Source organism: Microbacterium sp. Y355 (genome assembly GCF_059445345.1).
Map to the genome: position 1 here is coordinate 535605 of NZ_JCAIUD010000001.1, position 24432 is coordinate 560036.

23 protein-coding genes are annotated in these 24432 nt (G+C 64.4%); 20 read left to right on the forward strand and 3 right to left on the reverse strand.

The window, feature by feature from the left end; genetic code table 11:
- The first annotated feature begins 1 nt into the window (after position 1).
- From cobA to AC1C2O_RS02710, 3 genes are read left to right on the forward strand one after another with little or no spacing between them, the layout of a single operon-like run.
- The gene (cobA, locus tag AC1C2O_RS02700; RefSeq protein WP_495428895.1) at positions 2–1237 is read left to right on the forward strand and encodes a uroporphyrinogen-III C-methyltransferase; all 1236 of its coding nucleotides are present in this window, start codon (positions 2–4) and stop codon (positions 1235–1237) included.
- Positions 1225–2367: a uroporphyrinogen-III synthase gene (locus tag AC1C2O_RS02705; RefSeq protein ID WP_495431655.1), complete on the forward strand. Its 1143-nt coding sequence runs from the start codon at positions 1225–1227 to the stop codon at positions 2365–2367. Before cobA ends, AC1C2O_RS02705 begins: the two co-directional genes overlap by 13 nt.
- Positions 2364–3053, forward strand: coding sequence for a sirohydrochlorin chelatase (locus AC1C2O_RS02710; RefSeq protein ID WP_495428897.1), 690 nt, complete (start codon positions 2364–2366; stop codon positions 3051–3053). Before AC1C2O_RS02705 ends, AC1C2O_RS02710 begins: the two co-directional genes overlap by 4 nt.
- Positions 3054–3108: 55 nt before the next feature.
- Here the strand turns inward: AC1C2O_RS02710 and AC1C2O_RS02715 are convergent, their stop codons facing one another.
- Both AC1C2O_RS02715 and AC1C2O_RS02720 read right to left on the reverse strand, forming a co-directional pair.
- On the reverse strand, positions 3109–4080 hold the full coding sequence (locus tag AC1C2O_RS02715) for a formate/nitrite transporter family protein (protein WP_495428899.1): 972 nt from the start codon (positions 4078–4080) through the stop codon (positions 3109–3111).
- 146 nt (positions 4081–4226) lie between these two features.
- On the reverse strand, positions 4227–4517 hold the full coding sequence (locus AC1C2O_RS02720) for a hypothetical protein (protein ID WP_495428900.1): 291 nt from the start codon (positions 4515–4517) through the stop codon (positions 4227–4229).
- A gap of 95 nt (positions 4518–4612) precedes the next feature.
- Here AC1C2O_RS02720 and AC1C2O_RS02725 point away from each other — a divergent pair, with 95 nt between their 5' ends.
- The 12 genes from AC1C2O_RS02725 to AC1C2O_RS02780 all read left to right on the forward strand — a co-directional run bounded on the left by AC1C2O_RS02725 (position 4613) and on the right by AC1C2O_RS02780 (position 16291).
- The gene (locus tag AC1C2O_RS02725) at positions 4613–5947 is read left to right on the forward strand and encodes a replication-associated recombination protein A (RefSeq protein WP_495428901.1); all 1335 of its coding nucleotides are present in this window, start codon (positions 4613–4615) and stop codon (positions 5945–5947) included.
- A 172-nt stretch (positions 5948–6119) separates the two neighbouring features.
- Positions 6120–6749 (forward strand): 30S ribosomal protein S4, encoded by a 630-nt coding sequence (gene rpsD, locus AC1C2O_RS02730; RefSeq protein ID WP_495428902.1) that lies wholly within the window; start codon positions 6120–6122, stop codon positions 6747–6749.
- 114 nt (positions 6750–6863) lie between these two features.
- Positions 6864–7052, forward strand: coding sequence for a hypothetical protein (locus AC1C2O_RS02735; RefSeq protein ID WP_495428904.1), 189 nt, complete (start codon positions 6864–6866; stop codon positions 7050–7052).
- Between the two features lie 67 nt (positions 7053–7119).
- Entirely contained in the window at positions 7120–9780 is a 2661-nt protein-coding gene (alaS, locus tag AC1C2O_RS02740) for an alanine--tRNA ligase (RefSeq protein WP_495428905.1), read from the forward strand.
- Positions 9777–10250, forward strand: coding sequence for a Holliday junction resolvase RuvX (gene ruvX / locus AC1C2O_RS02745; protein WP_495428906.1), 474 nt, complete (start codon positions 9777–9779; stop codon positions 10248–10250). The genes alaS and ruvX overlap by 4 nt, the downstream gene beginning before the upstream one ends.
- Positions 10251–10252: 2 nt before the next feature.
- Complete coding sequence (gene mltG, locus AC1C2O_RS02750; protein WP_495428907.1) at positions 10253–11650, forward strand: endolytic transglycosylase MltG; 1398 nt, start codon at positions 10253–10255, stop codon at positions 11648–11650.
- 4 nt (positions 11651–11654) lie between these two features.
- Complete coding sequence (locus AC1C2O_RS02755; RefSeq protein ID WP_495428908.1) at positions 11655–12476, forward strand: shikimate dehydrogenase family protein; 822 nt, start codon at positions 11655–11657, stop codon at positions 12474–12476.
- A gap of 4 nt (positions 12477–12480) precedes the next feature.
- The gene (gene aroC / locus AC1C2O_RS02760; protein WP_495428909.1) at positions 12481–13710 is read left to right on the forward strand and encodes a chorismate synthase; all 1230 of its coding nucleotides are present in this window, start codon (positions 12481–12483) and stop codon (positions 13708–13710) included.
- Entirely contained in the window at positions 13697–14215 is a 519-nt protein-coding gene (locus tag AC1C2O_RS02765) for a shikimate kinase (protein ID WP_495428911.1), read from the forward strand. The genes aroC and AC1C2O_RS02765 overlap by 14 nt, the downstream gene beginning before the upstream one ends.
- The gene (gene aroB / locus AC1C2O_RS02770; RefSeq protein WP_495428912.1) at positions 14212–15300 is read left to right on the forward strand and encodes a 3-dehydroquinate synthase; all 1089 of its coding nucleotides are present in this window, start codon (positions 14212–14214) and stop codon (positions 15298–15300) included. The genes AC1C2O_RS02765 and aroB overlap by 4 nt, the downstream gene beginning before the upstream one ends.
- Positions 15297–15848 (forward strand): GNAT family N-acetyltransferase, encoded by a 552-nt coding sequence (locus AC1C2O_RS02775; protein WP_495428914.1) that lies wholly within the window; start codon positions 15297–15299, stop codon positions 15846–15848. Before aroB ends, AC1C2O_RS02775 begins: the two co-directional genes overlap by 4 nt.
- Positions 15845–16291, forward strand: coding sequence for a type II 3-dehydroquinate dehydratase (locus AC1C2O_RS02780; protein ID WP_495428915.1), 447 nt, complete (start codon positions 15845–15847; stop codon positions 16289–16291). Before AC1C2O_RS02775 ends, AC1C2O_RS02780 begins: the two co-directional genes overlap by 4 nt.
- On the opposite strand, the gene AC1C2O_RS02785 is transcribed toward AC1C2O_RS02780, so the two are convergent.
- The gene (locus AC1C2O_RS02785) at positions 16281–17726 is read right to left on the reverse strand and encodes an MDR family MFS transporter (protein ID WP_495428916.1); all 1446 of its coding nucleotides are present in this window, start codon (positions 17724–17726) and stop codon (positions 16281–16283) included. The two genes, AC1C2O_RS02780 and AC1C2O_RS02785, sit on opposite strands and share 11 nt — an antisense overlap.
- Positions 17727–17798: 72 nt before the next feature.
- On the opposite strand from AC1C2O_RS02785, the gene AC1C2O_RS02790 reads away from it, so the two are divergent.
- The 5 genes from AC1C2O_RS02790 (at position 17799) to AC1C2O_RS02810 (ending at position 24422) form a co-directional block, all read left to right on the forward strand.
- Positions 17799–18416, forward strand: coding sequence for a TetR/AcrR family transcriptional regulator (locus AC1C2O_RS02790; RefSeq protein WP_495428917.1), 618 nt, complete (start codon positions 17799–17801; stop codon positions 18414–18416).
- A gap of 88 nt (positions 18417–18504) precedes the next feature.
- Entirely contained in the window at positions 18505–19065 is a 561-nt protein-coding gene (efp, locus tag AC1C2O_RS02795; RefSeq protein ID WP_495428919.1) for an elongation factor P, read from the forward strand.
- A gap of 3 nt (positions 19066–19068) precedes the next feature.
- On the forward strand, positions 19069–19479 hold the full coding sequence (gene nusB / locus AC1C2O_RS02800) for a transcription antitermination factor NusB (protein ID WP_495428920.1): 411 nt from the start codon (positions 19069–19071) through the stop codon (positions 19477–19479).
- A gap of 50 nt (positions 19480–19529) precedes the next feature.
- Entirely contained in the window at positions 19530–22793 is a 3264-nt protein-coding gene (locus AC1C2O_RS02805) for a DEAD/DEAH box helicase (RefSeq protein ID WP_495428921.1), read from the forward strand.
- Between the two features lie 81 nt (positions 22794–22874).
- Positions 22875–24422 (forward strand): Rieske 2Fe-2S domain-containing protein, encoded by a 1548-nt coding sequence (locus AC1C2O_RS02810; protein WP_495428922.1) that lies wholly within the window; start codon positions 22875–22877, stop codon positions 24420–24422.
- Positions 24423–24432: the final 10 nt, after the last annotated feature.

Consider the following 24432-nt stretch of genomic DNA (forward strand, 5'->3'; position numbering starts at 1 on the left):
CATGACCACGATGCTCGGGCTGTCATTGACCGGACGCCAGGTGTTGCTCGTCGGCGGTGGGGTCGTCGCCGCTCGGCGCCTCGGCCGGTTCCTTGCCGATGGCGCCGTAGTGCGGGTGGTGGCGCCGCAGCTCGCTCCGCAGACAAGGGCTCTCGTTCACGAACATGGCGTCGAATGGGTCGAGCGCGGCTTCGACGTCGGTGATGTCCAGGACGTGTGGCTCGTGCACACGGCGACCGGCGACACGGCGATTGACCGTGAGGTCGCTGCGCTGTGTGAGCAGCGTCGGGTGTTCTGCATCAATGCATCAGATGGTGCGCACGGCAGCGCCAGGATGACCGCTCAGACGACGTCGGGGGAAGTCGTCATCGGTGTCGCCAGCGAAGTAGGGGCTGATCCGCGAAGGGCCGCCGGTGTGCGTGACGCGATCGAAGGGCTGCTCGAGTCTGGACGGCTTCCACTTCGGCGGCGTCGCACGGCCCGCGCCGGCCGGGTGGACCTCATCGGCGGAGGACCAGGGCCGGTTGACCTCATGACGGTGCGCGCGAGACGGCTGCTCGCCGAGGCCGATGTCGTGATCGCTGACCGACTCGGTCCGACCGGTGAGGTCCTGGCTGAGCTCGACCCGGACGTGCTCGTCATCGATGTGGGCAAGCGGCCGCACCATCATCCTGTGCCGCAGGACCAGATCAATGCGCTTCTGGTCGAGCATGCCGCCGCAGGAAAGCGGGTTGTACGACTCAAGGGTGGCGATCCGTTCGTCTACGGACGAGGCGGTGAAGAGGTCATCGCCTGCCAGCAGGCAGGCATCCCGGTCGAGGTGACTCCAGGGCCGTCCAGCGCGATCTCCGTGCCGCAGGCGGCTGGCATCCCCGTCACCCATCGAGGTACCGCATCCGCTTTGCATGTGGTGAACGGTCAGGGCGAGGTGTCTGAAACGACGTTGCGTTCGTTGGCGGACGCGCAGGTGACCACCGTGATGCTGATGGGAGTGGCGGCGCTGCCAAGGGTGGTGGATGCTGCACGCGCTCACGGCATCAGCGACAATCTCCCGATGGCGATCGTGGAGAACGGCCACACGCCACGGCAGAGGACGACTCGCAGCACACTGGGTGCAGTGGTTGCCGACGCTGCGGCGGTGGGCGTCAGTAACCCCGCCGTGATCGTGTTCGGCGAGGTGGCGCGCGCGGGGCTGCTCCTGCCGGACCCTGCGCAGGTGGGAGAATCCAATACGTGACCTCCCGCAGGATTCTGGATGCCGCCCTCGTTGGCTGCACGATCGTCGTTGCCGCTGACAGGCGCGCTGGCGATCTCGCGAGCGCACTGGAGCGACGCGGGGCACAGGTCTACCGTGCCCCGGCGTTGAGCGTCGTCCCCAACGCAGATGACGAAGAGCTCATTAAACGCACGCGCGAACTGGTGGCGAGCCCACCCGACATCGTCGTTGTGACGACTGGGGTAGGTTTTCGCGGCTGGATCGACGCGGCCCATGAGCACGACCTTGCCGAAGCGCTCACCGGTGCGCTGCAGGACACGCAGTTCGTTGCCAGAGGTCCGAAGGCCCATGGTGCGATTCAGCAGGCCGGTTTCACCGCCGACTGGGTCGCGGAGTCCGAAACGGCCGCGGAGGTGGGGGAATATCTGCTCTCAGCATCCCTCACGGGCAAGCGTGTGGCGGTGCAACATCACGGCGCAGGGTCTGACGGCCTCGATGAACTCCTCGCTGGTGCGGGTGCCGACGTAGTGAGTCTCACCGTCTACCGCTGGGGACCGCCGCCTGAGCCGCACCTGGTCGAACGTTCGGTCACCCAGGCGGCGTCCGGTGAGGTCGACGCCGTGCTGTTCACGTCCGCGCCAGGTGCTGCGGAGTGGATTCGCTGCGTAGAGCGGCTGCAGGCGACGGATGCGATTCGGCAACGCGCGGCATCTGGGCGTTTGCTGCTCGCGGCCGTCGGACCGGTCACCGCCACGCCACTTCAAAATGCCGACTTTCACACGACCATCGCGGAGCGCGGGCGCCTCGGTTCCCTTGCCCGTTGCGTGATCGGCTACTTCGGTGCGGGTGGGGCAGCACCGGAGCTGGCGACCACGTCTGGAATCCTCTCGATGCGCAGCGGTGGGGCGGTCGTCGATGGCGAGTTCATCGCGCTGTCGCGCGCTGGGGCGAGTCTGCTCGGAGCACTGTTCGACGGCGGAGGACGTGTGCTTTCCCGCGAGCAGATCGCGCAGTCGCTGCCGCGTGCAGGCCAGAACGCGCACGCTGTCGAGATGGCAGTTGCTCGAGTGCGGGAAGCGCTCGGAGACATCGATGTCGTCAAGACCGTCGTGAAGCGCGGCTATCGGCTCGCCGTGAAAGAGCCGGTATGACGACGCTCATCGCATGCTCCCACGGGACCAGCGATGCCGCCGGGCAGGAAGCGATCCGCACACTGGTCGAGTCGGTCAGGCTACTGCTACCTGATGTGCGAGTCGTCGCGGCCGTCGTCGACGTCGAGCAGCCGCAGATCGGCGAGGTGCTGGAGCGCGAAGCGGGATCAGACGGAGTGATCGTCGTTCCGCTGCTGCTGTCAGTCGGCTACCACACGGCTGTCGACATCTCTCAAGCGGTGGGTCAGCATGCCGGCGCGCGTCAGGCCGAGCCGCTTGGGACGCATCCGCTGATCGCAGATGTTCTTGTTGATCGCCTGGCGGCCGCGCTTCCTGACGGCTGGTTGCCGGGTGATCATGTTGTGCTCGCCGCCGCAGGTTCCAGCAACTCCGCGGCCATGACGGATGTCGAGAGCGTTGCCGAGCGACTGCGCGCTCTGATTGCTGTCCCGGTCACCGTCGGGTATGCCTCTGCGTCGGTTCCCCGGATCGGGGATGCGGTGGCAGCGGCGCGTGCGAGTGGTGCGACACGCGTCATCGCCGCCAGTCACGTACTGGCTCCTGGATTCTTCGCCGGACTCATCGCTCGCGCAGGTGCTGACGTCGTCAGCCTTCCGCTCGCTCCCGATGCACGCATCGCACGGGTGATCGTCGACCGTTACTTCGCGGCGTCGGCGACGGCCTGACGCATAAGAATGTCCCGGTGAGCTTCGGTCTCACCGGGACATCCTTGTTCTCTGATCAGCGGACGCTGACCGGCTCATGGGCGCGATCGGTCGCTGCGGGTAGCTCGACGACAGGCTGTGCTGCCGTGACGGGCGTGCTGGACGCCGTGGCGGCGGCTGTGTCGGCAACGCCGACGGCGGTGTCATCGACGACTTTGGCGCCGCCGGTGCGCTTGTTGGCGCGAATCTTCCGTGCAGCGGGACGGCCGTGGGTGATGTACAGCGGGAGACCCACGAAGAGCAGCCCGCCGACGAGGTTACCGACCACAGTGGGGATCTCGTTCCAGATCAGGTAGTCCATGATCGTGAAGTCGGCGCCGAGGAGCAGACCGGACGGGAAGAGGAACATGTTGACGATCGAGTGCTCGAACCCCATGTAGAAGAACAGCATGATGGGCAGCCACATCGCCAGGATCTTGGCGACCACGTTGTCCGAGATCATTGACAGCACGACTCCGGTGGAGACCATCCAGTTGCAGAGCACTGCACGGATGAACAGCGTCAGCATGCCAGCTGCTCCGTGTTCGGCGTAGCCGACTGTGCGGCCGTGACCGATCTCGCTGATCGCCTCACCGACCGCACTCGGCTCAGTGGAGAAGCCGTATGTGAAGTAGATCGCCATCAGGATCGCGACCATAAATGCGCCGCCGAAGTTGCCGAGGAACACGAGACCCCAGTTTCGGAACATCGCACCGAGCGTTGCCCCTGGCCGCTTGTCGAGCACGGCCAAAGGTCCAAGAGTGAAGACGCCGGTGAGGAGGTCGAAGCCGAACAAGTAGAGGATGACGAAACCGACCGGGAACAGCAAGGCCCCCAGCAGGGGTTGCCCGGTGTTCGTGGAGACGGTGATCGCGAAGGCGGCCGCGATGGTCAGGAGAGCTGCGCCCATGAAAGCGCGGATGAGTGTGTCACGCACTGACAGCTGCATCTTGTAAGCGCCGGCGTCGACCATACGGGTGACGAGTTCGGCGGGCTTGACGTAGGACACGGGCGACCTCCACGGACGGATCAAGTGAGCACAGGAGCTGAGCTTTGACCCAGCGTGACTCACCGGCGTTTCCGTCAGAGGTGCCGATCGTTACAGGTGTGGAGCCAAACTCTCACATCTGTGGTGCGCGTGCGTGAAGTACTGCCCTATTCGCCGGCGATGTCGGCCGGGAACAACTCGGCGAACGGATTCTCGAGCGGTGCTGGCGTCGAGGTCTCGGTCGGCTCCGGCTCAGGTGCGGTGACAGCGGCGTGCACAGACTGGCTGGCGATCGCGCCGACGATGATCAGACCGCCCACAATGCCTGCGATCGTGTTGTCACGCACACGACGACTGATCTGGCCATCGTGCCATGCCGTGCGAGCCGCATACAGCCGGGCACGCTCGGTCTCTGCGCGCGAGCGCTGGGCGTTCTTCGATCCACGGACGGCCATCATGTTCCTTCCAGCGACACCTCGCCTGGGCGCCGTCTGCGAGCCTACCGTCACTGCGGCGGTGCGCCGGTGTCTGCCGTGCGCATTAGCCTGGATTCATGACATCCGCACCACTGCTCTCGGGACAAACGCCCCTTGCCGTGCGGATGCGCCCCGTGTCGCTCGACGAGGTCGCGGGCCAACAGCACCTGCTGCGTGCTGGCTCTCCGATCGTTGCGCTGGCCGACCCTGAGGCAGCGTCGCCCGGTGCGGTCTCGATAATTCTCTGGGGTCCGCCAGGCACAGGCAAGACGACGCTCGCACAGTCGATCGCGCGCTCCTCCGGGCGTCGATTCGTCGAACTTTCTGCGATTACCGCTGGTGTGAAGGACGTGCGCGAGGTGATGCAAGAGGCAATCACGCAGCGCGATCTCTACGGACAGACCACGATTCTGTTCCTCGACGAGATCCACCGCTTCACGAAGGCGCAACAGGATGCGCTGTTGCCCGGGGTCGAGAACGGTTGGGTGATTCTCATCGCCGCGACAACCGAGAATCCGTCCTTCTCGGTGATCTCTCCCTTGATGTCGCGCTCATTGCTGCTGACGCTGCAGCCGCTCACTGATGATGACATTGCGCTGCTCATCGATCGAGCTGTCTCCGACGCCCGGGGACTGAACGGCACCGTGTCGATCGAGGATGCTGCGCGTGCCGCGCTCGTACGGCTGGCCTCTGGCGATGCGCGCCGCGCGTTGACAGGGTTGGAGGCCGCTGCTGCTGTGGCGCAGTCCTCAGTCGCCGAAACAGACGACGGCGTACCGGCGATCACCGACGAAGATGTCGCTCAGGCCGTCGACCGGGCGTTGCTGCGTTACGACCGTCAAGGGGACGAGCACTACGACGTCATCAGCGCGTTCATCAAATCGATCCGCGGGTCGGATCCGGATGCCGCGCTGCATTACCTCGCCCGCATGATCGAAGCTGGGGAGGACCCGCGCTTCATTGCGCGTCGTCTGGTGATCTCAGCCTCCGAAGATATCGGCCTTGCCGACCCGCAGGGGCTTGTCATCGCGGTCGCCGCTTCTGACGCCGTCGCGTTTATCGGCATGCCGGAGGGACGCATCCCGCTTGCCGAGGCGACCGTATATCTAGCCACGACGGCGAAGTCGAACGCCGCCTACCTCGGGATCAACGCGGCCATCGCTGATGTGCGTGCGGGGAGTTTCGGTCGGGTGCCTCCACATCTGCGTGACGCGCACTATCCCGGTGCCAAGCGCCTCGGTCATGGCAAGGGCTACGTCTATCCGCACGACAGCGAGCACGGCGTCGTGCCGCAGCAATATCTTCCAGACGAACTCGATGGTCGCCGCTACTACCAGCCGAAGGGGTTGGGAGCCGAGCGCGACATCTCAGCACGGCTGGAACGCATCCGCCGCATCCTCGACGATCGCTGAATTGGCACGCGCGGCGGTCTGTTAGACTTGGGCGGTTCGAAACAGAGTTTTCGGGCATCCCTTCGTTCACTCCCCACCTTCTCTGCGCCCCGGCGTGCGCCTGAAGGCAGAACGCCGGAGATACGTCCGTGAGCCGTGAAAGTCACGTCCACGTCATCGGAAGGAATACTTCGTGGTTACGAAGTCCCAGGACCGCCGCAAGGTCCGCCTGTCCCGTGCCCTCGGCATCCCCCTCACACCGAAGGCTGCCCGCTACCTCGAGAAGCGTCCCTACGCTCCGGGCGAGCACGGCCGCACCAAGCGCAAGACCGACAGCGACTACGCCGTCCGCCTGCGCGAGAAGCAGCGTCTGCGTGAGCAGTACGGCATCCGCGAGAAGCAGCTGCGTATCGCGTTCAACGAGGCTCGTCGCGTTGACGGCCTGACCGGTGAGAACCTGGTTGAGCTCCTCGAAATGCGTCTCGACGCCCTCGTCGTCCGTTCGGGCTTCGCCCGCACCACCGCGCAGGCTCGCCAGATGGTCGTGCACCGTCACATCATGGTCGACGGCCAGCTCGTCGACCGCCCGTCCTTCCGCGTGAAGCCGGGTCAGGTCATCCACGTCAAGCCCAAGAGCGAGGGCACCGAGCCCTTCCAGGTGGCAGCAGCCGGCGGTCACGCCGAGGTGCTTCCTCCCGTTCCCGGCTACCTCGAGGTTGAGCTCGACAAGCTTCAGGCTCGTCTGCTTCGTCGTCCGAAGCGCGCTGAGGTCCCCGTGACCTGTGAAGTGCAGCTCGTCGTCGAGTACTACGCAGCTCGCTAAAGCTCTTTCAGAGAGTTTCTGCACAAGAGGCGTCGGGGATCTCCCGACGCCTCTTGTCGTTTCCGCATACGATGGAGAGACCGCGCTTCGCGGTCCAAGGGCGAGGATGACGACATGAAGAATCTGCTGTGGTTCCTGATCGGTGTGATCGGCGGGTTCGTCGCTGCCCATTTCATGAACAAGGACCCACGCGGACACGTCCTTCTGTCGGATGTCGACGCACGCATCACCGAGTTCACTGCGATCCTCGGCGACTCATTCCGCGAGCAGGAAGCTCGCCTGGTCGAGCCGCTCGACCGCTGATCATCAGCGCCGGACACCGCGATCGGCGTGGTGCCCATCCGCCTCACACAAGGACAGCCGTACTCCTATGAACACTGCGGACATCGCGCAGCGCTATCTCAACTTCTTCGAGAAGAACGATCACACGATCGTGCCATCCGCATCGCTCGTGAGCGACGACCCGACGGTGATGTTCACTATCGCCGGGATGGTGCCCTTCGTGCCCTACCTGACTGGTCTCATTCCCGCGCCCTACTCGCGCGCGGCAGACCTGCAGAAGTGCATCCGCACTAACGACATCGAAGAGGTCGGCAAGACCGCGCGCCACGGTACTTTCTTCCAGATGCTCGGCAACTGGTCGTTCGGCGATTACTTCAAGGAAGGCGCGATCGCCTACGCGTGGGAGCTGCTGACTTCATCTGAGGCCGATGGTGGTCTCGGGTTCGCTGAGAAGGACATCTGGGTCACGGTCTACGACACCGATGACGAGGCTGCTCAGCTGTGGCAGAAGGTCGCGGGACTTCCCGCCGAGCGTATCCAGCGCATGGGCAAGGAAGACAACTACTGGCACACCGGCCAGCCTGGCCCCGCTGGCCCCTGCTCAGAGATCTACATCGACCGTGGCCCCGCCTACGGCCGCGATGGCGGTCCGATCGTCGACGACAACCGATTCACCGAGATCTGGAATCTCGTGTTCATGCAGGAGATGCTCTCTGAAGTCCGATCCAAGGTCGACTTCGACATCGCAGGACCCCTGCCGAAGAAGAACATCGACACCGGCATGGGCCTTGAGCGCGTCGCGATGTTCAAGCAGGGCGTCGAGAACATGTACGAGACCGACCAGGTCCGTCCTGTGCTCGACCGCGCTATCGAGATCTCGGGCCGCAAGTACGGCCTGAACCACGAGGACGACGTGCGTTTCCGCGTCATCGCCGACCATGTGCGCTCTTCGCTTATGCTGCTTTCAGACGGCGTGAAGCCTGCCAACGACGGTCGCGGATACATCCTGCGTCGTCTGATGCGTCGCACTGTCCGCTCCATGCGCCTGCTCGGCGTCGATGCGCCAGTGTTTCCGGAGCTGTTCAGCGCATCCCGTGACGCGATGAAGTCGGCGTACCCGGTGCTGGAAACCGAGTGGGATCGACTCTCCGGCCTCGCCGTTGCAGAGGAAGAGACCTTCCTGCGCACCCTCGCACAGGGGTCCACAATTCTGGATCTGGCACTGGTTGACACCAAGAAGGCCGGCAAGCAGACGCTCGCGGGCCCCGAGGCTTTCCTGCTGCACGACACCTACGGCTTCCCGATCGATCTCACGCTCGAGATCGCCGAAGAAGCAGGGCTCAACGTAGACCGCACGGCGTTCGATGATCTGATGCTCGAGCAGAGGACGCGTGCGAAGGCCGACGCCAAGAGCCGTCGCCGCCAGCTTGCCGATGTCTCTGTGTATGGCGAGTTCCGTGCGCTCGGCTCGACCGGTTTCGCCGGTTACACCGATCTCGACATTGAGTCTCGTGTGCTCGGGATCCTCGTCGACGGTCAGCCCGCGACTTCGGCGAGCGAAGGCCAGGTCGCTGAGATCATCCTCGCCGAGACGACGCTGTACGCAGAGTCTGGTGGACAGGTCGCAGACAAGGGCACGATCATCGGTGCCGGATTCGAACTCGACGTCCTCGATGTGCAGAAGCCTGTCGCCGGCCTCATCAGTCATACCGTGCAGGTTGCCAGCGGAACCGTTGCAATCGACGATCGGGCCACGGCGCTCGTGGATGCGGGAAATCGCCGCGCCGCACGCCAGGCACACTCGGCGACGCACCTCGTGCACGCAGCGCTTCGCGACACACTCGGCGCCAACGCAACTCAGGCCGGATCACTCAACCGTGCCGGCTACATGCGTTTCGACTTCTCGTGGTCGCAGGCGCTGTCTGCCGACACGCGCACTGAGATCGAAGACATCACGAACCGCGCTGTGCAGGACGCCCTCGAAGTGACGACGCGCATCGTTTCGCTCGATGAAGCCAAGGAAGCCGGCGCTATGGCGCTGTTCGGTGAGAAGTACGGCGATGTCGTGCGTATGGTCGACATTGGCGGTCCGTGGTCGCGCGAGCTCTGTGCGGGAACGCATGTGAGCTCCAGCGCCGAGATCGGTCTGGTCAGCATCGTGGGGGAGTCCTCGGTTGGGGCCTCCAACCGTCGTATCGAAGCACTCGTCGGTCAAGATGCCTTCCGTGAACTCGCTGCAGAGCGCGCGATCGTCTCCCAGCTGACCGCAGCGTTGAAGACTCCGCGCGAGCAGCTTCCGGAGCGTATCGCCGAGATCGCTGCGAACCTGAAGACCGCGGAAAAGCGCATTGCGCAGTTCGAAGCCAAGGAGCGCGAGGGGCGAGTTCCTGCGATCGCCGAAGCCGCAGAACGCGTTGGTGCTTACCGCGTTGCTGCTCTCTCGATTGGCGAGGTCGGTTCTGCCGACGACGTTCGTGGTCTCGCGTTGAGCGTGCGTGAGCGTCTTGGATCTGACGCCGCGGTTGTTGCTCTCGGCGCTATTGCCGCTGGTCGCCCGATCGTGGTGGTCGCCACGAACGATGCGGCCCGCGCTGTCGGCGCCAAGGCCGGAGCGCTCGCGAAGCGCGCAGCCGCTGTGCTCGGTGGCGGTGGCGGCGGTCGCGACGACGTTGCTCAGGGTGGCGGCACGGATGCCTCGGCACTCGGCGCTGCGCTCGAGGCCGTGACTCAGGAGCTTCGCGGCGCGTGAGTGGGTTCCGTCGCGGTGTGCGACTCGGCATCGATGTCGGCAAGGCGCGAATAGGAGTCTCGCGGTGCGATCCCGACGGGATGTTGGCCGTGCCTGTGGAGACGGTGCCGCGCTCGGATGCCTCGCTCGCACGGATCTCAGAGCTCGCTGCGGAGTACGAACCGCTCGAGTTCGTCGTGGGGCTTCCGGTCAACATGCAGGGTACCGACACCCCCTCGACGACGGATGCACGTGAGTTCGCAGCAGCTTTGCAGCGGCTCACCGGGGTGCCGGTGCGCATGATGGACGAGCGGCTGAGCACCGTCACCGCGCACGCAGCTTTGCGCTCTTCGGGGAGAAATCAGCGAAACTCTCGTAGCATTGTCGATCAGGTCGCGGCAGTAGTGCTGCTGCAGCACGCGATTGACACGGAGAAGAGCACCGGTACCCCGGCCGGTGTTGCTGTCCCGCTTGATGAGGAGTCCTCCTGAGCATGCCCGAACGTGACACCCCTGCCAACGGCTCGAACTCTGTTTCTGACGATCTGTTCGCGAATCTTCCAGAGCCCGCGCACCGCGCACCAGTGTCCGACGCAGCGCCGCCCGTGCCTGGATCGCGCCGCGCGATGCGAGAAGCCTCGGCATCCGGAACGCCGACGGCGCCGTCTGAGGGTGCGCCGTCTGACACCTCGGAGCCGGCCGCGAGCGAACCGAATATTTCGACCGCGCCTGAGCCAGCGCCCGAGCCGAAGAAGTCAACGACTTCGTCGCTGGATGACCTGTTCCAGCCGGATCACGATGACACGTTGGGCGCTCCGCGGAAGAAGAAGCGCCGCACCGGTTGTTTCGTGGCACTCATCATCGTTCTCGTGCTGATCGGTGGAGCCGTCTACGGCGGGTTCTGGGCGATGAACACCTACGGTGACAAGATCAATGAGGTCATGGGCTGGGGTGAGCCGAAGGATTGGGAGCCGGGGCTTGCCACTGGCGAGGTCATGGTCACAATCCGCGAGGGTGATACCGGTGGGCCGGTCTCTGCGACCCTGTTCGAGTCAGGCGTCACCAAGACAGAGGACGTGTTCTACGACTACCTCGTCACAGAGGGCGTCGACTTCACGGTGTACCCCGGAATTTACACACTTCAGGAAAAGATGACGGCCGCGGCAGCGCTCGAAGCGCTGAACGACCCCGCCAACAAGCTGGAGAACACCGTCGGCATCGCAGAGGGCGGCACGATCGAATCTTCGCTGCCGTTGATCAGCGAGAGCATCGGCATCCCGGTGGAGGATCTGCAGGCTGCCGTCGCCGACCCGAGTGCATACGGCGTTGCCGCCGACACTCTCGAGGGATGGCTGTTTCCCGCCGTCTACACATTCGACCCCGAGGTCACCGCCACACAGGTGATCCAGCGGATGGTCGATCGGACTCGCGAATCGCTGACCGCGGCGAGCGTTCCTGCCGGGGATGAGAACCGGGTTCTCACGATCGCCTCCATCATCGAGCGGGAGGGTCGCACGGACGACTTCGGCAAGGTCTCGCGCGTGATTCAGAACCGACTTGACGACGGCATGATGCTGCAGATGGACTCGACCGCGCAGTTCGGCTACGGAGAGCTGCACGCCGGCGTCGTCAGCACCTCGGAAGAAGCACAGTTCGACGAAAACCCTTGGAACACGTATGTGATCGAGGGGCTCCCGATCGGTCCGATCGCGAATCCGGGTGATGCGGCGATCGATGCCGCGATGCATCCGGTCGATGGCCCGTGGTTCTATTTCGTGACGATCAACCCGCAGAGCGGCGAGACAGTGTTCTCGACCACATATGCGGAGCATCAGGCGGCGATCGAGGTCTGGCACGAGTGGTGCCGGGCCAACCCCGATCAAGGATGCTGAACGCATGACGGGGCATCGCCTCGCCGTCTGGGGTGATCCGATCGCCCACAGTATGTCGCCGGCGCTGCACGGCGCCGCATACCGAGTGCTGGGCCTTGATTGGGAGTACGGACGCCGACAGGTGGATGCCGCGGGCTTTGCCGCCGCATTCGACGCTCTCGACGGTTCTTGGCGGGGGCTCTCATTGACGATGCCTCTCAAAGAACAGGCATTCCGGGTCGCTGCGAGCCGCGATCGTCATGCTGAGTTGACCGGAGCAGTGAACACGCTGCTGCTCGGAAGCGCCCCGGCAGGCTTCAACACAGACGTCGGAGGGATCATCGATGCGCTTGCCACCAGCGGTGTGAACACTGCGGAAAGCGCGCGCATCATCGGGGCCGGAGCCACAGCATCGTCTGCGATGGTCGCGGCAGCGGAGATCGGTGCACAGCGCATCGACGTCCGCGCACGCCGTCCAGAGAGCGCCGAGGCGATACGAGCAGTGGGGGAGAAGCTCGGAATCGCCGTCACCGTAAGTGGTTTCGATGCGCCGTCCGCTTCGGTGGATCTGACTATTGCAACGCTGCCAGGCGGAACAGCGCTCGACGACTCGCTCGCAACATCGCTCGCGGCCGGTGGTGGCACGCTGCTCGACGCAGCCTACGCGCCGTGGCCCTCTGCTTTGGCCACCGCGTGGCAGCACGAGCAGGTGATCTGCGGGCTCGAGATGCTTCTTCACCAGGCAGTGCGCCAGGTGCGCATCTTCGTGAACGGTGATCCGCTGCAGAAGCTTGAGAACGAAGCCCTCGTGCGTGACGAAATGCGGTCGGCTCTCGTGGGAGACTAGAGCAATGCTCCGCGTGCTCACGGCCGGCGAATCTCACGGTCCAGAACTCATTGCCGTTATGGAAGGGCTGCCGTCCGGCGTCCCGATCTCCTCCGAGGCGATCCAGGCCGACCTCGCTCGGCGCAAGCTCGGCTATGGTCGCGGCTCTCGGATGAAGTTCGAGCAGGACGAACTCACCATCTCCGGCGGTGTGCGCCACGGCAAGAGCCTCGGCAGCCCCATCGCACTGCGCATCGGCAACACTGAGTGGCCGAAGTGGATCGAGGTGATGAACCCCGAGCCGGTCGAGATCACCGACAAGTCCCGGGGACGTTCGGCACCGCTGACTCGGCCTCGCCCCGGTCACGCCGACCTCGTCGGCATGCAGAAGTACGACTTCGATGAGGCCCGTCCGATCCTGGAGCGCGCCAGCGCACGCGAGACCGCCGCACGGGTGGCACTCGGCGCCGTTGCGCGTTCGTTCCTCAGCGAACTCGGCATCCGCCTCGTCAGCCACACACTCTCGATCGGCCCAGTGCGCGTCCCCGACGACGCCCCGCTGCCAACTGCTGATGACGTCGATGCGCTGGATGCAGATCCGCTGCGCTGCTTCGACGCCACCACCTCTGCGCTGATGGTCGCTGAGGTCGATGATGCCCGCAAGGAAGGCGACACCCTCGGCGGCATCGTCGAGGTGCTTGCCTACGGCCTTCCGCCGGGGCTCGGCTCACACGTGCACTGGGACCGCAGACTGGACGGCCGCCTTGCGCAGGCGCTCATGAGCATCCAGGCGATCAAGGGCGTCGAGGTCGGAGACGGCTTCGAGACCACTCGTCGTCGCGGTTCCGCCGCTCACGACGAGCTCTTTGCTGCGGAGGCGGGGATCACCCGCTCTTCTGATCGTGCCGGCGGCACGGAGGGTGGCATGTCCACTGGCACTGTGCTGCGCGTGCGCGCCGGCATGAAGCCGATCGCCACGGTTCCGCACTCGCTGCGGACGATCGACACTGCGACCGGCGAGGCCGCGACTGCACACCACCAGCGCTCTGACGTATGCGCCGTTCCCGCAGCCGGAGTCGTTGCCGAAGCAATGGTGGCCGTCGAGCTCGCGAACGCCGTGCTGGAGAAGTTCGGCGGCGACAGCATCCGCGAGACGCGCCGCAATGTCGAGAGCTATCTCGCTGCGATCCCGGCTGAGTTGCGTACCGCACCCGCTTCCGAAGCCGCGTTGATCGCCCACGATGAGCAGTCCTGAACAGCTGACACTCGTGCTCGTCGGCCCGATGGGTGCGGGCAAGACGAGCGTCGGCAGGCAGGTCGCCAAACGACTCGGCGTCGGCTTCATCGACACTGACAAACGCATCGTCGCTGCGCACGGGCCGATCCCCGAGATCTTCGCGCAGCACGGCGAGGAACACTTCCGCGCCCTCGAGAGCGCTGCTGTCGCCGATTCGCTCGGGCAAGGCGGAGTCATCTCCGTCGGCGGTGGCGCCGTCACCTCGGCGCAGACGCGGGAACTGCTGCGTCAGCATCCGGTCGTCTTCCTTGCTGTCACGGCGGAAGCGGTGTCCGCGCGCATCCGCACTGGCGGACGACCGATGCTTGCGGGCGACGAAGACCCACTGGAACGGTGGAAGACTATCTACGAAGAGCGTCGCGCCTGGTACGACGAGGTCGCGACCGTGACATTCGACACCTCTCGACGTCCGATGCAGCGCATCGCCGACGAGATCGTTGCCTGGAGGAAGAACCTGATATGAGCACGACCACCATCAGTGTCACAGGACAGGCGGAGTACGACATTACGATCGGACGCGGCATCCTCGATCAGGTGTCTGCCGCGCTCGATCCCGCCGTTCGCAAGGTTCTCGTCGTGCACCCGCCGACGCTCGGTGCCCGCGCGGCGGAGCTGCGCGACAGGCTGCTCGCCGACACCACGAACGGTCAGCGCGAGGTGCTGCTGGCCGAGGTGCCAGATGCCGAGCAGGGCAAGCGCATCGAGGTCGCAGCCTTCTGCTGGCAGGTCATGGGACAGTCCGACTTCACGCGCACCGATGCGGTGGTCGGTTACGGCGGAGGGGCCGTGACAGACCTGGCCGGATTCGTCGCTGCCACGTGGCTGCGCGGCGTGCAGATCATCCAGGTTCCGACGACCGTGCTCGGCCTTGTCGATGCCTCCGTCGGCGGCAAGACCGGTGTGAACACCGCCGAGGGAAAGAACCTGGTCGGCGCCTTCTGGCCACCGCTCGCCGTGATCGGCGATCTGGATGAGCTCGCCAGCCTCAGCGCGCACGAGGCGACCGCGGGATTCGCCGAGGTTGTCAAGGCCGGATTCATCTGGGCTCCGGAGATTCTCGACATCATCGAGGCTGATCCCGCGCGCGCCGTCGATACGACCACGCCGGAGTTCCGTCGAGCCGTCGAGCTTGCGATCGATATGAAGGCACGTGTCGTCTCGGAGGACTTCCGTGAGGCCGGTCAGCGCGAGATCCTCAACTACGGGCACACTCTCGGTCACGCGATCGAGCACGCGGAGCGCTACCGCTGGCGCCACGGCGCGGCGATCTCCGTTGGCATGATTTTCGCAGCCGAGATCTCGCGGCTGGCGGGCCGGCTGTCTGATGTGAACGCAGACCGCCACCGCTCCGTGCTGGAGTCGCTTGGTTTGCCGACCAGCTATCGGGCTGGCGCATGGCCGCAGCTGTTGGCGAGCATGCAGCGCGACAAGAAGAGCCGCGGCGGGATGCTGCGCTTCATCGTCCTCGACGACATCGCCAAGCCCACCGTGCTGCAGGCTCCGGATGAGTCGCTGCTGTTCGCCGCCTACCAGGAGGTCGGGGCATGAGTGTCACTATTCGACGCGTGCGCGCAGAAGAGTGGCGGCTGGTGCGTGATCTGCGGCTGGATGCGGTTCGCGACCCCGCGGCACCCGTCGCCTTCCTGCACTCTTACGAAGAAGAATCTTCGCACGCCGATGAATTCTGGCAGAACCGCTCTGCAGGAGCCGCTGAAGGCGATTCTGTAGCGCAGTTCGTCGCTGAGGCTGACGGGTCGTGGGTCGGAACGCTTTCCGTGCTGCGCTGGGCTGTGGGATCCAACGACTACAACGATCGTCCGGTGACCATTCCGACCGCCGGCGTGGTCGGTGTCTTCGTACGCCAGGAGCACCGTGGGCAGGGCGTCATCGATGCGCTGTTTGATGCGGCTGCCGGATGGAGCGACGCTCTCGGCGATGTTCAGCTCACGCTGGACGTGCACACGGAGAACGAGCGTGCTCAGGGTGCCTACCGGCGACTCGGTTTCGCGGATACCGGGCGACGATTCACCGCGTCGATCGGTGTGGAGATCGAGATGGCGCGATCGCTCGGCGCCGGGGATAGGGTGCAATCGTGACTACACCTCGCCGTATCCTGCTCGTCAACGGCCCGAATCTAAATCTGCTCGGCACGCGTGATCCCGAGGTGTACGGCACCGCGACGCTGGCAGATGTCGAGCGGATCACTGCCGATGCCGCATCAGCCGTGGGCTTCGAGGTGCGCAGCATCCAGAGCAATCATGAAGGCGTGCTCATCGACGCGATTCACGCGGCGCGTGAGGATTGCGTCGGCATCGTGATCAACCCCGGCGGTCTCACGCATACCTCCGTCGCGCTTCGCGACGCGCTCACCGGCGTGCTGCTGCCATTTGCCGAAGTACACATCTCCGACGTCAACGCGAGAGAAGAGTTCAGGCGCTTCTCATACCTGCATGACGTCGCCGCAGTGCGCGTGATCGGCGAAGGCGCAAACGGCTACGCGAACGCCGTTCGTCAGCTCACAGCGCTCATCAGGGACTGATTCTCGCCGCCGGCGCGGCTGGCGCGATCTCGGCCTTCTTCCGCGGCGCGGCAGGCAGAAGAAGACAGACCAGGATCGCCACCGCCGACATCCCGGCGGCCCACCAGAACGCGACATCGAATCCGTCGGCGAGTCCGGCGATCGAGGTGGCGTCCGCCACCGCTGATTCCAGGATCACCACGAGAACGGCCGTGCCGAAGGCGCCGCCCAACTGCTGCGCGAGCCGCGTGATGATGCTCGCGTGCGGAACGTCATCGCGGTCGAGACCGACATAGGCCACCGACATTACCGGAATCATCACCGCTCCCATGCCGAAGCCGCGCACCAGCAGCACGATGAGCAGCCACACCTGGTTCGTGGATGCATCTGCCAAGGCGAACGGAATCGTTGCGACGGCGAGCAGCAAGAACCCGCTCATTGCCACCACGCGCGCGCCGATGGTGTCGGTGAGGCGGCCGGCGAGAGTGCGGCTCAGCAGCGCCCCTATGCCCTGCGGAATGAGCAGGAGTCCGGCCGCGAGTGCATCCGCCCCTCGGACCTGCTGGAAGAACAGCGGAAGGAGCAGCATGCCGCCGTACACGGCGATGCTGGACAGGAACAGCACCGCACTCGACGATGACACCGCCCGCTGACGCAGCAGTCGGACGTCAACGAGCGCGCCGTCTGCCTTTCGCACCTGCGACCAGGCGAATGCCGCCAGGAGGATGAGCCCGACTCCGACGGGTGCCCAGAAATCGACGCGGGTCAGTCCGCCGTCACCACCTGCGTTCGAGAGCCCGTAAAGGATTCCGGCAACGGCGGGGGAGATGAGGATGAGTCCGACCCAGTCCAGGACGGCGGAGCCCTTCGGATCGTCAACGGGAATGAAGCGCCAGGCGAGGGCAAGCCCGAGGAGGCACAGCGGCACGTTGACCCAGAAGATCGACCGCCAGCCGAGGCCGTTCAGCAGCAGCCCGCCGATCGTCGGGCCCAGGATCGGACCGAGCGCCGCAGGCAGGCTGACCATCGCCATGAGCCTGCCCATGGAAGCCCCCTTGGGTACCTGTTGGATCGCGAGTGTCGCCATCAACGGCATCATTAGACCGCCACCGATGCCCTGGACGACGCGGAAGGCGATAAGGCTCGTGGCATCCCACGCGAAGCTGCACGCTATTGACGCGAACAGGAAGATCGTGAGCGCGGTCATCCACACACGCCTGCCGCCGAATCGCGCCTGCGCCCAGCCGACGACGGGGATCGCCACGGCCAGGGCCAGCAGGTATCCCGTGGTGACCCACTGGATGGTGCTGAGGGGGACCTCAAGCTCGCTGGCGAGCGTCTTCAACGCGATGCTCATGATCGTGCTGTCGAAGATGACGGCCATGCCCCCGACCACAAGTACCAACGCCGTGACGATGGCGTTGTGTGGGAGCGCGACGGTGCGAGTTCCGGTCACAGAATCCTCCAATAAGCAACAGTGGTGTATCTAATTAAATGGAAGCGTACGTCGTTGAGATAAGATACACAAATGGATCTTCAGAGGCAGTCCCGCCGGCGCGGCGAAGAACTGAACGCTGCAATCCTCGACGCCGCGTGGCTGCAGCTGCAGGATGCCGGATACGGCAGCTTCACGATCGACGCGGTCGCCGAGCGTGCCGGCACGAGCCGCTCCGTCATCTACCGCCGCTGGGAGGACCGTGGGGCGCTGCTGGAAGCGACCCTGGCCTTCGGGCTCGCGCAGGATCGCCCCGAAGTGCCGGACACGGGAGCACTGAGGGAGGACATGATCGAGCTCCTGCGTCGCTCGAATGTCTCACGCGGTCGCCTTGCGCCCCTTCTCAGCGTGCTGGTCGCCGCGTACTACGCCGACTCCGGACGCAGCTTCGCCGACGTGAGAGAGCTCTTCTTGAGCACACTGGGCGTCCGGCCTGCCACCGAGGAGATCCTGGAGCGCGCAGTGACGCGCGGGGAGGCAGACCCCGCTCGGCTCACGCCGCGGGTACAAACAGTGGCATTCGACCTGTTTCGACACGACCTGATGATGACGATGCGCGAGATCGACGACGCCTCGATCGAGGCGATCGTGGATGAGGTGTTCCTGCCGCTCGTGCGCCCCTCTGACCGGGGATCCGTTCCCGCGGCGTGAGATCCCGTAGAATCGACTGTCGGCCGCAACCATCGAACCCGAAACGGCGAAGTCCGACCCCTCAACAACGAAACGGAACATTCAGCGCATGGCATCCACCGCAGATATCAAGAACGGCGTCGTCCTCAGTATCGACGGGCAGCTCTGGAACGTGATCGAGTTCCAGCACGTCAAGCCTGGCAAGGGTGGCGCGTTCGTGCGTACCAAGCTGAAGAACGTCGTCTCGGGCAAGACCGTGGACCGCACCTACAACGCCGGTGCGAAGATCGAGATCGAGAACGTCGATCGCCGCGACTTCACCTACCTGTACGCAGACGGTGACGGTTTCGTCTTCATGGACATCGCAGACTACGACCAGATCACTGTCGGCGGTGCGACCGTCGGCGACGCGAAGAACTTCCTCCTGGAGAACCAGCAGGTCACCATCGCGCTGAACAACGGCAACCCGCTTTACATCGACCTTCCGGCCTCTGTCACCCTCGAGGTGACCTACACCGAGCCTGGCCTGCAGGGTGACCGCTCCTCGGCAGGCACCAAGCCTGCCACCGTCGAGACCGGCTACGAGATGCAGGTTCCGCTGTTCGTGGAGACCGGCACGAAGATCAAGGTCGACACCCGCACCGGCGACTACCTCGGTCGCGAGAAGTAAGGCGTGGGTGCCAGGACGAAGGCGCGCAAGCGCGCTCTCGACATTCTCTTCTCTTCGGATGTCCGTGGAGATGACCTCGCCGTAACACTTGCGGCAGAAGCCAAGCGCGCGGCCAGTGAGCCGGCTCGTGAGGCCTCATGGCTGTATGCCCGCGAGATCGTCGATGGGATCTCTGATCACCGCGACGAGATCGACGAGAGCATTGTCACGCACAGCCGTGACTGGAAGCTCGAGCGCATGCCGGCCGTTGACCGCGCCCTGCTGCGCATCGGCGTATGGGAGATCGTTTACAACGGCGAAGTGCCTACCGCGGTAGCAATTGATGAAGCGGTGGAACTCGCGAAAGAGTTTTCCACTGACGACTCGGGCTCATTCGTGCACGGCGTACTTGCTCGGGTGGCTCGCGCGAGCTGAGGCTGACCACCCAGCGTTCTGATGTCGGTTGCGAGGGAGAGAGTGTCTTCATGTCCGCTCCGCACATCGACGAATTTGCGCTTGCGCAATTCACTGATCGCGGGAGCTTCGAGCGAGGCCGTGCATACTTCCACGGCGGGATGGTCGCTGAGATCCACTGGAGTGCGGAATCGGACACGCTCAGCGCGAGCGTGCACGGATCGGGCGGCGCGGTATATCGCTGCACCGTGCGTCTCAAACCCGAAACCGTACTGATCGCATCGACATCGTGTTCCTGCCCGGTGCCGACCACGTGCAAGCACGTGGTCGCTGTCGTACTCGCCAGCAACGCGCAACGCGATGAGACGTCAGCCGTAGTTTCGCCTGCGACGCCAGAGCCGGCGTCTCCCGGCTGGCGCACGCTGCTGGACGGAACCTCGCCGGGAAAGAACACAACGCCCCTGGCCCTCGGTATCGAGTTGCGCTATCGCGCGGCGCGCGGCATCCACCAGTGGGCACCGCGTCCGGTGCGCCCTGCGACCGTGCGTGACCTCGCGAAAAGTGAGGGGGAGTTCCTCCTCGGCATCCGACCATTGATGCAAAGCGATGCGACCGGTGCCTGGATCCAGGGCAACGTCTCTTGGGACTCGGTACGGCGCTCTGGGGTGCAGTTCGGTCATGATCGGGTGCGGTGGTTCGCCGATCTGCTGAGCATCTCGCGCGACTCGCTGCTGTCCGGCACTGCCGGTGACTGGCTCATCCTCGATCATGTCGAATCGAGCCTGCTCTGGCCGCATCTGCGCGCTGCGGCTGCCACCGGCATCCCATTCATCTCGACGCAGAAGAGTTTCAGCGTCACGATGGCCGAAGAGGGATTCATCACCGCACAGGTCACCCGAGAAGACAGCGGAGACCTGTCCGTGGCCGCCGAGGTGGTGCTGGACGGGCAGAGTATCGACGGTGGCACTGTTCACCCGATCGGCCACACCGGTATCTTCGCCGTGACCCCGCTCGGCGCACGGGCATCGGTGACGTTGGCAGAGGTGGCGTTGAGTAAGCCTGTGCGGGCGCTTTTGGATGCAGGGGAACCACTGGCTGTTCCCGCTACAGACGAGCCTGCCTTTCTGCGCGAGGCCTATCCAGCACTGGCACGCCAGGTCGCAGTTCGTACAGTGGGGAAGATCACACTACCCACGGTCCCCGTTCCCGTCCCGACGATCTCGGTCTCCCATCACCCCGGCGACACCGTGCGCTACACATTCGAATGGACATACCGAGGATTCGGCCGCTATCCGTTCGAGTCGACGGCCGATGCCGTGCGAGATGACGGCGCAGAGTCCGCACGCCGCGCAGAGGTGGAGTCGGCATGGGCCGAGGCGACGGGAGCGCGATTCGAGGCATCCGGCTCGTTCCAGGACGTCGAGGCTGCGGAATTCGTCACGCACATCGTTCCCGCGCTTGAGAAACACGGCATCAAGGCGGTCGTCTCCGGAAAGCGCAAGACATACACCGAACTCAGCGGCGTGCCGGAGATCACGGTATCCACCGTCGAGAGCACCGATCCCGACTGGTTCGATCTCGGCGTTCTGGTCAAGATCGACGGCCGGAGCATCCCGTTCACTCCGCTGTTCACCGCGCTGAGCATGCGACGCACGAAACTGCTTCTCGCCGACGGCAACTATTTCTCGCTTGCCCACCCCGCCCTGGACACTCTGCGCGAGCTCATCGATGAGGCGACCGAGCTGACCGAATGGGAGGCAGGCCCACGCATCAGCAAGTACCAGACCGACCTCTGGGAAGAGTTCGAGGACCTTGCCGATGAGGCGCTGCCTGCGACGAGCTGGAGGGCGACCGCTGACGGCCTGCGGGCCGCGACCGGGGTGCCTGCCACGACGCTGCCGCAGGGATTGCAGGCCGAACTGCGTCCGTACCAGAAAGCCGGATTCGATTGGCTGGCATTCCTCTGGTCGCATCACCTGGGCGGAATCCTTGCGGACGATATGGGCCTCGGCAAGACGATTCAGCTGCTCACGCTCATCTTGCACACGCGTGAGGCAGGGGAGCGGCGGCCGTTCCTCGTCATCGCACCGACTTCGGTGCTGACGACCTGGCAGGAGGAGTCAGCACGCTTCGCGCCCGGACTGCGCACACGCATCATTGACGGCACGCGCACGAAGCGAGACGCCTCCATCGCGGACATTGCTCAGGATGCCGATCTCATCGTCACCTCGTACACGCTGTCCCGCTTGGACTCCGAAGAGTACGAGGTCGTTGAGTGGGCAGGGCTCATCCTCGACGAAGCACAGTTCGTGAAGAACGCCGACACGAAACAGCACCGTGCGGTGGCGTCCTTTCGTGCTGACGTGACGTTCGCGGTCACTGGGACACCCATGGAGAACAGCCTCAGCGACATCTGGTCGCTGCTGAAGCTCTCAGCGCCTGGACTCTTCGCCTCAGCACGCAAGTTTCGCCAGGACTACATTCAGCCGATCGAGCAGGGAAAGGTGCCTGAGAACGAGGAGGGCGGCGAGTACCGTCAGCTGCGGCTGGAACGTCTGCGCCGGCGCATCCGTCCGCTGATGCTGCGCCGCACTAAAGAACTCGTGGCCAGTGACCTTCCGGAGAAGCAGGAACAGCTGCTGCACGTCGAGCTGAGTCCCGCGCATCGTGCGCTGTACGACACCGTGCTGCAGCGTGAGCGGCAGAAGGTGCTCGGGCTGCTGAAGGACCTCGATCGCAACCGATTCATCGTCTTCCGCTCGCTCACGATGCTGCGGATGCTGAGTCTCGCACCCGGACTGGTAGACGAGACCGATGCGAAGCTCGGATCGCGCAAGCTGGACACCCTGGTCGAGCGGGTCATCGAATTGCACGCCGAACATCACCGCGCGCTGGTATTCAGCCAGTTCACGTCATTTCTTCAAATGGCCGCGGCGCGACTGGAGCGAGCCGGCATCCCGTACGTCTATCTCGACGGGTCCACGCGGAAACGGCAGAGTGTCATCGACGAGTTCCGGGCGGGGGAGCAACCCGTGTTCCTCATCAGCCTGAAGTCCGGTGGCTTCGGGCTCACCCTCACCGAAGCCGACTACGTCTTCGTGCTTGATCCGTGGTGGAACCCCGCGGCCGAGGCTCAGGCCGTCGACCGCGCACATCGCATCGGTCAGGACAAGCAGGTGTTCGTCTATCGGATGATCTCTGCGGGAACCATCGAGGAGAAGGTGCTGGCGCTGCAGCAGCGCAAGGCGCGGTTGTTCACGGCGGTGATGGATGATGACGCGATGTTCGCGCAAGCGCTCACCGCCGACGACATCCGCGGTCTCTTCGAAAGCTGAGCGCGGATCACCCCGGCACAGCGCAGGGATCGCGCAGAGCCCTCTGGGTAGAATTGCAGGGTTCAGTTCAGAAGGAGTGCAATGCGGATTACGGGACTCGGCCACGCCGGGATGTTCATCGAGACGGCCGGCGGAAACATTATCTGTGACCCCGTTCTCGGACCGTCGTTCTACGGATCCTGGTTCCCGTTCCCTGACAACCGAGGGCTCGATTGGGCGAAGTTCGGCCGCGAAGCGGACTTCCTGTACATCTCGCACCGCCACCGCGATCACTTCGATAAGGCGCTCCTGGAGCGCTACATCCGCAAGGACATCGAAGTACTCCTCCCGGATTACCCCATCGATGACCTCGAGCAGGACCTCCGCGCGCTGGGCTACACCAACATCACTTATGCGCCGGCGGGCGAGGTCATCCAGCGCGGTGACCTGAAGATCATGATCACCCCGCTGCGTGCTCCTAGCGATGGTCCGATCGGCGACTCCTCGCTGAGCGTCGACGACGGTACCGCCTCGATACTCAATCAGAACGATTCGCACCCGCTGGACCTGGACGCGCTGCTCAGCTTCGGCAAGCCGGATGCCTACTTCACTCAGACATCAGGAGCCATCTGGTGGCCGATGGTCTACGACCTGCCGCAGGACGCCAAGCAGAACTTCGCACGGCTTAAGCGTGAGTCGCAGAACAAGCGCGCGATGTTCTACATCGAGAAGGTCGATGCGCCGTACGTCTTCCCAATGGCCGGCCCGCCGATGTTCCTGCGGGACGATCTGTTCAAGTACAACGGCTTCGGTCTGGACAACGACTCAATCTTCACGGATCAGAAGCAGTTCCTCGCGCATCTGAAGGAACAGGCGCCGCAGTATGACGGGCAACTGTTCGTTCCCGGCACCGTTGTGACGCTGAACGGCGGCAAGTTGTCGATGCAGCAGTCGCTTTACACGGATGCTGAGATCGCCCACATCTTCGATGAGAAGTGGGAGTACCTCGAATCTCAGCGCGCCAGCCGTCAGCAGGAGATCCTCGACGAGGAAGCATCCCGTGCCGAGGTTCTTCCCCCCGCAGAGATGCTCGCTGCGATCAAGGCATGGTGGGAGCCGCTGCTGAAGAAATCTCGCACCATCCGACTCGGTGTCGGGGGAAACGTTCGATTCCGCATCGGCGATCTCGATATGGTCGTCGACTTCCCCAAGGCAAAAGTTCGCGAGTACGCAGGCGAAGAGTGCATCTACTGGTACACGATCCCCGCCGATCTCGTGTCGACCAACATCGCCGACCACGAGATCGACTGGTCGAACTCGATCTTCCTCTCGATGCAGTTCTCGGTCGGCCGCAGTGGGAAGTTCAACGAGTTCCTCACCACATTCCTGAAGTGCCTGTCCGTGGACCGCATCGAGTACGTCGAGAACTGGTACTCCGAGCAGACTGACCAGACCGAGGATGCCGAGATCGGCGACTGGACCGTTCAGCGTCGTTGCCCGCACCTGCGCGCGGACCTCACCAAGACCGGAAAGGTCGACGAGGACGGTGTGCTCACCTGCAGCATGCACGACTGGAAATGGGATCTGAAGACCGGGAAATGCCTCAGCACCACCGGCCATGAGATCCGGGCGACGCAGTCCGCCGGTTGACTCGCCGAAA

What these genes read in the sequence shown, in the direction of transcription:
- cobA (WP_495428895.1), top strand. Translation starts at nt 2, where the DNA reads ATGACCACGATGCTCGGGCTGTCATTGACCGGACGCCAGGTGTTGCTC.
- AC1C2O_RS02710 (WP_495428897.1), top strand. Translation starts at nt 2,364, where the DNA reads ATGACGACGCTCATCGCATGCTCCCACGGGACCAGCGATGCCGCCGGG.
- AC1C2O_RS02720 (WP_495428900.1), bottom strand. Translation starts at nt 4,517, where the DNA reads ATGATGGCCGTCCGTGGATCGAAGAACGCCCAGCGCTCGCGCGCAGAG.
- AC1C2O_RS02725 (WP_495428901.1), top strand. Translation starts at nt 4,613, where the DNA reads ATGACATCCGCACCACTGCTCTCGGGACAAACGCCCCTTGCCGTGCGG.
- AC1C2O_RS02735 (WP_495428904.1), top strand. Translation starts at nt 6,864, where the DNA reads ATGAAGAATCTGCTGTGGTTCCTGATCGGTGTGATCGGCGGGTTCGTC.
- alaS (WP_495428905.1), top strand. Translation starts at nt 7,120, where the DNA reads ATGAACACTGCGGACATCGCGCAGCGCTATCTCAACTTCTTCGAGAAG.
- mltG (WP_495428907.1), top strand. Translation starts at nt 10,253, where the DNA reads ATGCCCGAACGTGACACCCCTGCCAACGGCTCGAACTCTGTTTCTGAC.
- AC1C2O_RS02755 (WP_495428908.1), top strand. Translation starts at nt 11,655, where the DNA reads ATGACGGGGCATCGCCTCGCCGTCTGGGGTGATCCGATCGCCCACAGT.
- aroC (WP_495428909.1), top strand. Translation starts at nt 12,481, where the DNA reads ATGCTCCGCGTGCTCACGGCCGGCGAATCTCACGGTCCAGAACTCATT.
- AC1C2O_RS02765 (WP_495428911.1), top strand. Translation starts at nt 13,697, where the DNA reads ATGAGCAGTCCTGAACAGCTGACACTCGTGCTCGTCGGCCCGATGGGT.
- aroB (WP_495428912.1), top strand. Translation starts at nt 14,212, where the DNA reads ATGAGCACGACCACCATCAGTGTCACAGGACAGGCGGAGTACGACATT.
- AC1C2O_RS02775 (WP_495428914.1), top strand. Translation starts at nt 15,297, where the DNA reads ATGAGTGTCACTATTCGACGCGTGCGCGCAGAAGAGTGGCGGCTGGTG.
- AC1C2O_RS02790 (WP_495428917.1), top strand. Translation starts at nt 17,799, where the DNA reads ATGGATCTTCAGAGGCAGTCCCGCCGGCGCGGCGAAGAACTGAACGCT.
- efp (WP_495428919.1), top strand. Translation starts at nt 18,505, where the DNA reads ATGGCATCCACCGCAGATATCAAGAACGGCGTCGTCCTCAGTATCGAC.
- AC1C2O_RS02805 (WP_495428921.1), top strand. Translation starts at nt 19,530, where the DNA reads ATGTCCGCTCCGCACATCGACGAATTTGCGCTTGCGCAATTCACTGAT.
- AC1C2O_RS02810 (WP_495428922.1), top strand. Translation starts at nt 22,875, where the DNA reads ATGCGGATTACGGGACTCGGCCACGCCGGGATGTTCATCGAGACGGCC.